Raw genomic sequence first — 12,610 nt, forward strand, 5'->3', positions numbered from 1 at the left:
AACCCTTCGTGAAAAGGGTTCTTAACCTTTTTGTGTATATATTTAAAATTAAGTTCTACAAATCCATTAACAGATGTCTTCAAATACTGTAAATCAAAGAGTTAATTTTGCTTCGACTAAGAATCCGCTTGAATATCCGGATTTTCTGGAAGTACAATTGAAGTCATTCAAAGACTTTCTACAACTGGACACCCCACCCGAGAAGCGTAAGAACGAGGGACTGTATAAAGTATTTGCTGAAAACTTCCCCATTGCCGATACAAGAAATAATTTTGTTCTTGAGTTTTTGGACTACTATATTGATCCGCCGCGCTATACCATTGATGAATGTATAGAGCGAGGGCTTACATATAGCGTGCCTTTGAAGGCAAAATTGAAATTATATTGTACCGACCCCGACCACGAAGATTTTGACACGGTCATTCAGGACGTGTTCCTAGGTCCCATTCCTTACATGACGGATAAGGCGACATTCGTCATCAACGGTGCGGAACGTGTGGTTGTATCCCAACTTCACCGTTCACCGGGCGTATTTTTCGGACAGAGCGTACATGCCAACGGTACCAAGTTGTACTCAGCCCGTATCATCCCGTTCAAGGGTTCGTGGATTGAGTTTGCCACCGACATCAACAACGTCATGTATGCTTACATTGACCGTAAGAAGAAATTGCCGGTTACTACTTTGCTGAGAGCCATCGGTTTTGAGAATGACAAGGACATTCTCGAGATCTTTAATTTGGCGGAAGACGTGAAGGTAAACAAGACGAATCTTAAGAAGATGGTGGGACGTAAGTTGGCCGCACGTGTGTTGAAAACATGGATTGAGGATTTTGTAGACGAAGATACCGGTGAAGTTGTTTCCATCGAGCGTAACGAAGTCGTTATCGATCGTGAAACTGTAATCGAGCCGGAACATGTTGATATTATATTAGAGTCGGGTGTTCAGAATATCCTTGTACACAAGGAAGAACCGAACCAGTCTGACTATTCTATTATATATAATACTCTGCAGAAGGACCCGAGTAACTCGGAAAAAGAAGCTGTACTCTACATCTACCGCCAGCTGCGTAATGCAGACCCAGCCGATGATGCCAGTGCACGCGAAGTTATCAATAACTTGTTCTTCTCAGAAAAGAGATATGACCTGGGTGATGTAGGCCGTTATCGTATCAACAGAAAGTTGAACTTGACGACCGATATGGACGTGCGTGTCCTTACCAAGGAAGATATTATCGAAATTATCAAATATCTCATCGAGTTGATTAACTCGAAAGCGGATGTGGATGATATCGACCACTTGAGCAACCGTCGTGTGCGTACAGTGGGCGAACAGTTGTCCAATCAGTTTGCCATCGGTCTGGCACGTATGTCGCGTACTATCCGCGAACGTATGAACGTCCGTGACAATGAAGTCTTTACTCCTATTGACCTGATTAACGCCAAGACAATCTCTTCCGTTATCAATTCATTCTTTGGAACGAATGCTTTGTCACAGTTCATGGATCAGACCAACCCGCTGGCCGAGATTACTCACAAGCGCCGTATGTCTGCCCTGGGTCCTGGCGGTTTGTCACGCGAACGTGCAGGCTTCGAGGTTCGTGACGTACACTATACTCACTACGGGCGTCTTTGTCCTATCGAGACTCCTGAAGGTCCGAACATCGGTTTGATTTCTTCACTCTGCGTATTTGCGAAAATCAACGAGCTCGGCTTCATTGAAACTCCGTACCGTAAGGTGGCAGATGGTAAGGTTGACCTTTCTGACGAAGGTTTGGTTTACCTCACCGCAGAAGAAGAGGAAGCCAAGATTATTGCGCAGGGTAATGCTCCTTTGAACGATGACGGTACTTTTGTACGTGATAAAGTAAAATCCCGTCAGGATGCCGACTATCCGGTGGTTCCTCCTTCCGAGGTGGAATTGATGGACGTATCTCCCCAGCAGATTGCTTCTATTGCAGCTTCTTTGATTCCGTTCCTGGAGCATGATGACGCCAACCGTGCATTGATGGGATCAAACATGATGCGTCAAGCTGTTCCTTTGTTGAAGAGCGAAGCTCCGATTGTAGGTACTGGTATCGAACGTCAGCTGGCACGCGATTCCCGTACGCAGATTACTGCCGAGGGTGACGGTGTGGTTGAATTCGTGGATGCAACGACTATCCGTATTCTGTACGACCGTACGGAAGAGGAGGAATTCGTAAGCTTCGAGCCTGCATTGAAAGAATATAATATCCCGAAATGGCGCCGTACCAACCAGAACATGACGATTGACCTCCGTCCGATTTGCGAGAAGGGCCAGCGCGTTACTGCAGGTCAAATTTTGACAGAAGGTTATTCAACCGAAGACGGAGAGCTTGCATTGGGTAAGAACCTGCTGGTTGCTTACATGCCGTGGAAGGGCTATAACTATGAGGATGCTATTGTACTGAACGAACGCGTGGTTCGTGAGGACCTTTTGACTTCTGTACACGTGGAAGAATATTCTTTGGAAGTTCGTGAAACGAAGCGTGGTATGGAAGAGTTGACTTCTGACATTCCCAATGTAAGTGAGGAAGCGACTAAAGACCTTGACGAAAACGGTATTGTTCGTGTGGGTGCCCGCATCGAGCCGGGGGATATCCTTATCGGTAAGATTACTCCGAAGGGTGAATCAGATCCTTCTCCGGAAGAGAAACTGCTCCGTGCCATCTTCGGTGATAAGGCCGGTGATGTGAAGGACGCTTCTTTGAAAGCTTCTCCTTCTTTGAAAGGTGTTGTTATCGGTAAGCGTCTGTTCTCTCGTGTTATTAAGACTCGCAGCTCCAAGCTGGCCGACAAGGCTCTGCTGCCGAAGATTGACGACGAATTCGATGCCAAGATAGGTGATCTCAAGAAAGTATTGATAAACAAACTGTTGAAGCTTACAGAAAACTATACATCGGAAGGTGTGAAGGATTACATGGGTGCCGACATAATTTCCAAAGGCGCCAGATTCTCTGCTTCCGACTTCAGTGATTTGGACTTCACTGCTGTTCAGTTGAGCAACTGGACGAAGGATGAACATACCAACGGACTGATTCGTGCGTTGGTGATGAACTTCATCAAGAAGTATAAGGAACTCGATGCCGAGTTGAAGCGCAAGAAGTTTGCCATTACTATCGGTGACGAGTTGCCCGCAGGTATCATTCAGATGGCCAAGGTATACATTGCCAAGAAACGTAAGATTGGTGTCGGTGACAAGATGGCTGGTCGTCATGGTAACAAGGGCATTGTTTCCCGCGTGGTACGCCAGGAAGACATGCCGTTCCTTGCTGACGGTACTCCGGTAGACATCGTGCTGAATCCGTTGGGTGTGCCTTCACGTATGAACATCGGTCAGATATTCGAGGCCGTTCTCGGTCGTGCCGGAAAGAACTTGGGCGTGAAGTTTGCCACTCCTATCTTTGACGGTGCATCTTTGGACGATTTGAACGAATGGACCGATAAGGCCGGCTTGCCCCGTTACGGCAAGACAACGCTGTATGATGGTGGTACCGGTGAAGCATTCGAGCAGCAGGCTACGGTAGGTGTGACCTACATGCTGAAGCTCGGTCACATGGTTGAAGACAAGATGCACGCACGTTCCATCGGTCCGTACTCACTCATTACGCAACAGCCGTTGGGTGGTAAGGCACAGTTCGGTGGTCAGCGTTTTGGAGAAATGGAAGTTTGGGCTCTCGAAGCATTCGGTGCCGCACACATTCTGCAGGAAATCCTGACTATCAAGTCTGATGACGTTGTAGGACGTTCCAAGGCTTATGAAGCAATCGTGAAGGGTGAGCCGATGCCTGCTCCGGGTATCCCCGAGTCACTGAACGTATTGCTGCACGAGTTGAGAGGTTTGGGCTTGAGCATCAACTTAGAATAATGGATAATTGATAATTGAGAATGGATAATGCAAGTTACCATTCTCAATTATCGGTTTTCAGTTTTTCAATTTCAATTTTCCATTGTCAATTATCAATTAAATAAATTTATGGCTTTTAGAAAAGATAACAAGATAAAGAGTAATTTCTCGAAAATCTCTATCGGTTTGGCTTCTCCTGAGGAAATCCTTGAGAATTCGAGTGGTGAAGTATTAAAGCCTGAAACCATCAACTATCGTACGTATAAGCCCGAACGCGACGGATTGTTCTGCGAGCGCATCTTTGGTCCTATCAAGGATTACGAGTGCCATTGCGGTAAGTACAAGCGTATCCGTTACAAAGGCATCGTCTGCGACCGTTGTGGTGTGGAAGTGACTGAAAAGAAAGTGCGCCGTGAGCGTATGGGACATATCCAGCTCGTTGTGCCCGTGGCTCACATTTGGTATTTCCGTTCACTTCCCAACAAAATCGGTTACTTGTTGGGCCTGCCCACCAAGAAACTGGATGCCATTATCTATTACGAGCGTTATGTTGTCATTCAGCCAGGTGTACTGTCCGACGAAGTGGCACAGTACGACTTGCTGGAAGAAGGAGAATACCTGGACTTACTGGAAAAGTTGCCGAAAGACAACCAATTCCTCGAAGATTCAGACCCCAATAAGTTCATTGCCAAGATGGGCGCGGAAGCTATCTACGATTTGCTGTCACACCTCGATCTTGACTCTTTGTCTTACGAACTGCGTAATCGTGCCGGAAGCGATGCTTCACAACAACGCAAGACCGAAGCCCTGAAACGTCTTCAGGTAGTTGAGTCGTTCCGTGCATCACGTGGACGCAACAAGCCTGAGTGGATGATTGTACGCATTGTGCCGGTTATTCCACCCGAACTTCGTCCGTTGGTTCCGTTGGATGGAGGGCGTTTCGCAACTTCTGACTTGAACGATCTTTACCGTCGTGTCATCATCCGTAACAATCGTCTGAAGAGATTGATTGAAATCAAGGCTCCTGAGGTGATTTTACGTAATGAAAAACGTATGTTGCAGGAAGCTGTCGACTCTCTGTTCGACAACTCTCGTAAATCGAGTGCTGTGAAGACTGACGCTAACCGTCCGTTGAAGTCACTTTCTGACAGTTTGAAGGGCAAGCAAGGACGTTTCCGTCAGAATTTGTTGGGTAAGCGTGTCGACTATTCCGCACGTTCTGTAATCGTTGTAGGTCCAGAGTTGAAAATGGGTGAATGCGGTATTCCAAAACTGATGGCAGCTGAGCTTTATAAGCCGTTCATCATCCGTAAGCTCATTGAGCGCGGTATCGTGAAGACAGTAAAGAGTGCCAAGAAGATTGTAGATCGCAAGGAACCTGTTATCTGGGATATTCTGGAACACGTGATGAAGGGTCATCCGGTGCTGTTGAACCGTGCTCCGACACTTCACCGTCTCGGTATTCAGGCATTCCAGCCCAAGATGATCGAAGGTAAGGCAATCCAGCTGCACCCGTTGGCATGTACGGCGTTTAATGCCGACTTCGACGGTGACCAGATGGCCGTTCACTTGCCGCTGAGCAACGAAGCGATTCTGGAAGCACAAATGCTGATGCTCCAGTCACACAATATATTGAACCCTGCTAACGGTGCTCCTATCACTGTGCCCGCCCAAGATATGGTACTCGGTTTGTACTACATCACTAAGTTGCGCAAAGGTGCCAAAGGTGAGGGGTTGACATTCTACGGTCCAGAAGAAGCACTGATTGCCTATAATGAAGGTAAGTGCGACATTCACGCTCCGGTAAGCGTCATAGTGAAAGACGTTGATGAGAATGGCAACATTGTGGACAAGATGATGCACGATACCTCCGTGGGCCGTGTCATTGTCAACGAAATTGTTCCGGCAGAAGCAGGATATATCAATACGATTATCTCCAAGAAGTCACTCCGCGATATCATCAGTCACGTAATCAAGGTGTGTGGTGTTGCCAAGGCAGCCGACTTCCTCGACGGGATCAAGAACCTCGGTTACTACATGGCCTTCAAGGGTGGTCTGTCGTTCAACTTGGGGGATATCATCATCCCGGAAGAGAAGGAAGCATTAGTACAGAAAGGTTATGATGAAGTAGAGCAGGTAATCAATAACTATAACATGGGTTTCATCACCAACAACGAGCGTTACAATCAGGTAATCGATATCTGGACACATGTGAACTCAGAGTTGTCCAACATCTTGATGAAAACCATTTCAAGCGACGACCAGGGTTTCAACTCTGTATACATGATGCTGGATTCCGGTGCCCGTGGTTCTAAGGAACAGATCCGTCAGCTCTCCGGTATGCGTGGTTTGATGGCAAAGCCCCAGAAAGCAGGTGCCGAAGGCGGTCAGATTATTGAAAATCCGATTCTTTCTAACTTTAAGGAAGGTCTGTCCGTGTTGGAATACTTTATCTCTACTCACGGTGCCCGTAAGGGTCTTGCCGATACCGCTTTGAAGACGGCTGACGCCGGATACCTGACCCGTCGTCTGGTTGACGTATCGCACGATGTGATTATTAATGAAGAAGACTGCGGCACGCTCCGCGGATTGGTTTGTACAGCATTGAAAAACAATGACGAAACCATCGCCACTCTGTATGAACGCATCCTCGGTCGTGTATCCGTACATGATATTGTTCATCCTACAACTGGCGAACTGATTGTGGCTGGCGGTGAGGAAATTACCGAAGACATTGCGCAGAAGATTGAAGATTCCCCGATTGAGAGTGTTGAAATCCGTTCCGTATTGACCTGCGAATCCAAGAAGGGTGTTTGTGCCAAGTGTTACGGACGTAATCTGGCTTCCAGCCGCATGGTTCAGAAAGGTGAGGCAGTCGGCGTAATTGCTGCACAGTCTATCGGTGAGCCGGGTACACAGTTGACACTGCGTACATTCCATGCCGGTGGTACGGCAGCCAATATCGCTGCCAACGCAAGTATCGTGGCTAAGAACCCTGCCCGTTTGGAATTCGAAGAACTCCGTACGGTAGACGTTATTGACGAAGCAGGCGAACCTGCAAAGGTAGTGGTAGGCCGTCTGGCTGAAGTGCGTTTCGTGGATGTCAACACGGGTATTGTTCTTTCTACCCACAACGTACCTTACGGTTCTACGCTCTATGCTGCTGACGGTGAAATGGTAGAGAAGGGCAAGATGATTGCCCGTTGGGATCCGTTCAACGCAGTTATCATTACCGAAGCTACCGGTAAGATTGAATTTGAAGGCGTTATTGAAAACGTGACTTATAAGGTAGAGTCTGATGAATCTACCGGTTTGCGCGAAATCATCATCATTGAGTCTAAGGATAAGACGAAGGTGCCTACCGCACACATCATGACAGAAGACGGCGAACTGATCCGTACATACAACTTGCCGGTAGGTGGCCACGTGGTGGTTGAGGACGGTCAAAAGGTAAAGGCCGGTGAAGTTATCGTGAAGATTCCGCGTGCCGTAGGTAAAGCGGGTGATATCACGGGTGGTCTTCCCCGTGTCACTGAGCTGTTTGAGGCACGTAACCCGTCTAATCCTGCTGTGGTTTCAGAAATCGACGGTGAGGTTACCATGGGTAAAGTGAAACGCGGTAACCGCGAAATCATCGTTACTTCCAAGACCGGCGAAGTGAAGAAGTACCTCGTACCGTTGTCCAAGCAGATTTTGGTTCAGGAGAACGACTATGTACGTGCTGGTACTCCGTTATCAGACGGTGCTATCACACCTGCGGACATCCTGGCCATCAAAGGTCCTACAGCCGTGCAGGAATATATCGTGAACGAGGTTCAGGACGTTTACCGTCTGCAGGGTGTGAAGATTAACGATAAGCACTTTGAAATCATCGTACGTCAGATGATGCGCAAGGTGGAAATTGACGAGCCGGGTGATACCCGCTTCCTGGAGCAGCAAGTTGTTGACAAGATGGAATTCATGGAAGAGAACGACCGTATCTGGGGAAAGAAGGTGGTAGTGGATGCTGGAGATTCCCAGAGTTTGCAGGCTGGTCAGATCGTGACGGCCCGCAAGCTGCGTGACGAGAACTCCATGTTGAAACGCCGCGACTTGAAACCCGTGGAAGTGCGCGACGCTGTACCTGCGACTTCTACTCAGATTCTTCAAGGTATCACCCGTGCTGCATTGCAGACTTCAAGCTTCATGTCGGCTGCTTCCTTCCAAGAAACGACGAAGGTGCTGAACGAGGCTGCCATCAACGGAAAGGTGGACCGTCTGGAAGGTATGAAGGAGAACGTAATCTGCGGTCACCTGATTCCTGCCGGTACCGGACAGCGCGAGTTCGAGAAGATTATTGTTGGCTCCAAAGAAGAGTACGACCGTATGCTTGCTAACAAGAAGACGGTACTTGATTATGCTGTAGACGAGAAAGTAGAGGGATAACCTTACAACGTCAATATAATTCTATTAAATAGAGAGAGGGAATATCCTATAAGAAGGAGTATTCCCTCTCTGTTTTATCTTTGCCTCTTCCTTCTGTATTGCAACGCTTCTGCATGTTTGTTATAGTGCTACTGCAAAACGATTGTAGTGGCTTGCTTCTTTTTCTGGACGGATTATTATGTGTCTTTTGGGGACTTAAATGTATATCGTCCGAAAAAAAAGAGTACTTTTGGTCTATCTTTTAAGAACATTTTAAAAATAATTGTGCAACATGGAAAATCAAGAAAACAACAACGGTCAACTTCAGATAGAATTGAAGGAAGAAGTGGCGCAAGGTACATATGCCAATTTGGCTATTATAACTCATTCCAGTTCGGAATTTATTCTCGACTTTATTCGCGTGATGCCTGGAATGCCAAAGGCTGGTGTGCAATCGCGCATAGTTTTGGCACCCGAACATGCCAAGCGTTTGCTGCGTGCACTCGAAGAGAATATTGGGAAATACGAACGCTCTTTCGGACCGATTCACATGCCGGACGAACAAACATTTCCGCCTCTTCCCAACATCAAGGGTGAAGCGTAAAATTAAAAAAAAACTTGTAGTGCATTGATTATTCAAAACTTATTAGTATCTTTGCAGCCCAAAAGTGTATAGTTCTGAATTAATATAAACAATAATATATAACTAAAAACAATTAAAATGCCTACAATTCAGCAATTAGTAAGAAAAGGACGCGAAGTGCTGGTGGAGAAATCAAAGTCTCCAGCCTTGGACTCTTGTCCTCAAAGACGTGGCGTTTGCGTGAGAGTGTATACAACCACTCCGAAAAAACCGAATTCAGCTATGCGTAAAGTAGCTCGTGTACGTTTGACCAATGGTAAAGAGGTGAACTCTTATATTCCGGGAGAAGGTCACAATTTGCAAGAACACTCTATTGTATTGGTACGTGGTGGTCGTGTAAAAGACCTTCCGGGTGTGCGTTATCATATCGTACGTGGTACTTTGGATACTGCAGGTGTTGCAGGTCGTACACAAAGACGTTCCAAATACGGCGCAAAACGTCCGAAACCGGGTCAAGCAGCTCCTGCTAAGAAGAAATAATCTGGTGGCCTGATACCCAAAAACAGAAAAATTAAAAGTAATAACTTACGTTTTAGTTTGTTGGAAATGCTAAAGGTTGAGTAAATTCTCCGGAGGGAGAGTTGAAGAAGACAGAAGTAAACAACCAAGAACGAAAAACATTATTCTTTCAGACAAATGAGAAAAGCAAAACCGAAAAAACGCGTTATCCTTCCGGATCCCGTGTTCAATGATGTAAAAGTTTCCAAGTTCGTGAATCATTTGATGTACGATGGAAAGAAGAACACTTCTTATGAAATCTTCTATGCTGCGTTGGAAACAGTGAAGAATAAAATGCAGAACGAAGAGAAATCCGCTCTTGAAATTTGGAAAAAAGCTCTGGATAATGTGACTCCTCAGGTGGAAGTGAAGTCTCGCCGTGTGGGTGGTGCTACTTTCCAGGTTCCTACAGAAATCCGTGCTGACCGTAAGGAGTCAATTTCAATGAAGAACTTGATTATCTTTGCACGTAAGCGTGGTGGCAAGTCAATGGCTGACAAGTTAGCCGCTGAAATCATGGATGCTTTCAACGAACAGGGTGGTGCTTACAAACGTAAAGAAGACATGCACAGAATGGCAGAAGCTAACCGTGCGTTTGCTCATTTCAGATTCTAATACTATAAGAGACTAACCAATTAGAAGATTAAAAACTTAAAGTAAGGGAATTAGAAAATGGCAAAGCATGATTTACATTTGACACGTAATATCGGTATCATGGCCCACATCGATGCCGGAAAGACAACGACCTCTGAACGTATTTTGTTTTACACGGGTTTAACCCACAAAATCGGTGAGGTGCACGATGGTGCCGCTACAATGGACTGGATGGAGCAAGAACAGGAACGTGGTATCACTATCACTTCTGCTGCTACTACCACTCGTTGGAAATATGCCGGTGATACTTATAAAATTAACTTGATTGACACTCCGGGACACGTTGACTTTACCGCTGAGGTAGAGCGTTCTTTGCGTATTCTTGATGGCGCCGTTGCTGCTTACTGTGCAGTAGGTGGTGTTGAACCGCAATCTGAGACAGTTTGGCGCCAAGCTGACAAATATAACGTACCGCGTATCGCTTACGTTAATAAGATGGACCGTTCGGGCGCTGACTTCTTTGAAGTAGTTCGCCAAATGAAGGATGTTTTGGGAGCTAATCCGTGTCCTATCGTCGTTCCTATCGGTGCTGAGGAATCTTTCAAAGGCCTGGTAGACCTTATCAAAATGAAAGCTATCTATTGGCATGATGAAACAATGGGCGCTGACTATACAGTAGAGGAAATCCCTGCAAATCTGGTAGACGAAGCTAACGAATGGAGAGATAAGATGCTCGAAAAAGTGGCTGAGTTTGATGATGCTTTGATGGAGAAATATTTCGATGATCCTTCTACCATTACAGAAGAAGAGGTTTTGAGAGCTCTCCGTAACGCAACAGTGCAAATGGCTGTCGTTCCGATGCTTTGCGGTTCTTCATTCAAGAACAAAGGTGTACAGACATTGCTTGATTACGTTTGTGCATTCTTGCCTTCTCCGCTGGATACAGAGAATGTTGTCGGTACAAATCCCGAAACTGGTGCTGAAGAAGATCGTAAACCGAGCGAAGACGAAAAGACTTCTGCTTTGGCATTTAAGATTGCAACTGACCCGTATGTAGGTCGTTTGACTTTCTTCCGCGTTTATTCCGGTAAGATAGAGGCTGGTTCTTATATCTATAACTCTCGTTCTGGTAAGAAAGAACGCGTATCCCGTTTGTTCCAGATGCACTCAAACAAGCAGAATCCGGTAGAAGTTATCGGTGCTGGTGATATTGGTGCTGGCGTAGGTTTCAAGGATATACATACTGGTGATACATTGTGTGACGAAACTGCACCGATTGTATTGGAATCTATGGACTTCCCGGAACCGGTAATTGGTATCGCTGTTGAGCCTAAGACTCAGAAAGATATGGATAAGCTGTCAAATGGTTTGGCTAAGTTGGCTGAAGAAGACCCGACGTTCACAGTTAAGACTGACGAACAGACTGGTCAGACAGTTATCTCTGGTATGGGTGAGCTCCACTTGGATATTATTATCGACCGTCTGAAACGTGAGTTCAAGGTTGAATGTAACCAAGGTAAGCCTCAGGTTAACTACAAGGAGGCTATCACTAAGACAGTTAATTTGCGTGAAGTTTACAAGAAGCAGTCTGGTGGTCGTGGTAAATTCGCTGATATTATCGTGAATATCGGCCCGGTTGATGAAGACTTCAAGGAAGGTGGATTGCAATTCGTTGACGAAGTGAAGGGTGGTAACATCCCTAAGGAATTTATTCCGTCTGTACAGAAGGGCTTCACTACTGCTATGAAGAACGGTGTGTTGGCTGGTTATCCGCTGGATTCACTGAAAGTAACTTTGATTGACGGTTCTTTCCACCCGGTTGACTCTGACCAGTTGTCTTTCGAAATCTGTGCTATCCAGGCATATAAGAACGCTTGTGCTAAGGCGGGTCCGGTATTGATGGAGCCTATCATGAAGCTGGAAGTTGTTACTCCGGAAGAAAACATGGGTGATGTTATCGGTGACTTGAACAAGCGTCGTGGCCAGGTGGAAGGTATGGAATCTAGCCGTTCCGGTGCACGTATCGTGAAGGCAATGGTTCCGCTGGCAGAAATGTTTGGTTACGTAACAGCATTGCGTACCATCACTTCTGGTCGTGCAACCTCTTCAATGGTATATTCTCACCATGCCCAGGTTTCCAACTCTATTGCCAAGGCAGTATTGGAGGAAGTGAAAGGCCGTGCTGACTTAATCTAAAAAAAACTTGAAGTCCCGTAGGCTAGCGAATGACTCTTAGCCTGCGGAACTTCATCTTATATAACTATTTAATAACTAAAAACAGTAATGAGTCAAAAAATTAGAATCAAACTGAAATCTTACGACCACAACTTGGTTGACAAGTCAGCTGAGAAAATTGTAAGAACGGTGAAGACAACGGGCGCTATCGTTAGCGGTCCGATTCCTCTTCCTACGCACAAGCGTATCTTTACCGTGAACCGTTCGACTTTCGTTAACAAGAAGTCGCGTGAACAATTCGAACTCTCTTCTTACAAGAGACTGATTGACATCTATAGCTCAACAGCTAAGACAGTAGACGCTCTGATGAAGTTGGAGTTGCCGAGTGGTGTGGAAGTAGAAATTAAAGTGTAAGTATTAAAAATTAAGTG

Annotated in this window: 7 protein-coding genes; all 7 read left to right on the forward strand. The window is 46.1% G+C overall.

The features are described from left to right. Positions 1-73: 73 nt before the first annotated feature. Positions 74-3,886 (forward strand): DNA-directed RNA polymerase subunit beta, encoded by a 3,813-nt coding sequence (gene rpoB, locus H1A11_RS17175; protein ID WP_117601001.1) that lies wholly within the window; start codon positions 74-76, stop codon positions 3,884-3,886. 108 nt (positions 3,887-3,994) lie between these two features. Continuing rightward, positions 3,995-8,290 carry a DNA-directed RNA polymerase subunit beta' gene (gene rpoC / locus H1A11_RS17180; RefSeq protein ID WP_117601002.1) on the forward strand — a complete coding sequence of 1,432 codons (4,296 nt, stop codon included), beginning with the start codon at positions 3,995-3,997 and terminating at the stop codon, positions 8,288-8,290. A gap of 271 nt (positions 8,291-8,561) precedes the next feature. Beyond that, positions 8,562-8,873 (forward strand): DUF3467 domain-containing protein, encoded by a 312-nt coding sequence (locus H1A11_RS17185; RefSeq protein WP_117601003.1) that lies wholly within the window; start codon positions 8,562-8,564, stop codon positions 8,871-8,873. A 117-nt stretch (positions 8,874-8,990) separates the two neighbouring features. After that, the gene (rpsL, locus tag H1A11_RS17190; protein WP_005825712.1) at positions 8,991-9,392 is read left to right on the forward strand and encodes a 30S ribosomal protein S12; all 402 of its coding nucleotides are present in this window, start codon (positions 8,991-8,993) and stop codon (positions 9,390-9,392) included. A 156-nt stretch (positions 9,393-9,548) separates the two neighbouring features. After that, entirely contained in the window at positions 9,549-10,025 is a 477-nt protein-coding gene (rpsG, locus tag H1A11_RS17195; protein WP_005825710.1) for a 30S ribosomal protein S7, read from the forward strand. Positions 10,026-10,082: 57 nt separating this feature from the next. Continuing rightward, entirely contained in the window at positions 10,083-12,200 is a 2,118-nt protein-coding gene (gene fusA / locus H1A11_RS17200; RefSeq protein ID WP_117601004.1) for an elongation factor G, read from the forward strand. A gap of 87 nt (positions 12,201-12,287) precedes the next feature. Continuing rightward, positions 12,288-12,593 (forward strand): 30S ribosomal protein S10, encoded by a 306-nt coding sequence (gene rpsJ / locus H1A11_RS17205; protein WP_004291244.1) that lies wholly within the window; start codon positions 12,288-12,290, stop codon positions 12,591-12,593. The last annotated feature ends 17 nt before the right edge of the window (positions 12,594-12,610 follow it).

Source organism: Bacteroides sp. CACC 737 (assembly GCF_013874375.1).
Classification (GTDB): Bacteria; Bacteroidota; Bacteroidia; order Bacteroidales; family Bacteroidaceae; genus Bacteroides; species Bacteroides uniformis.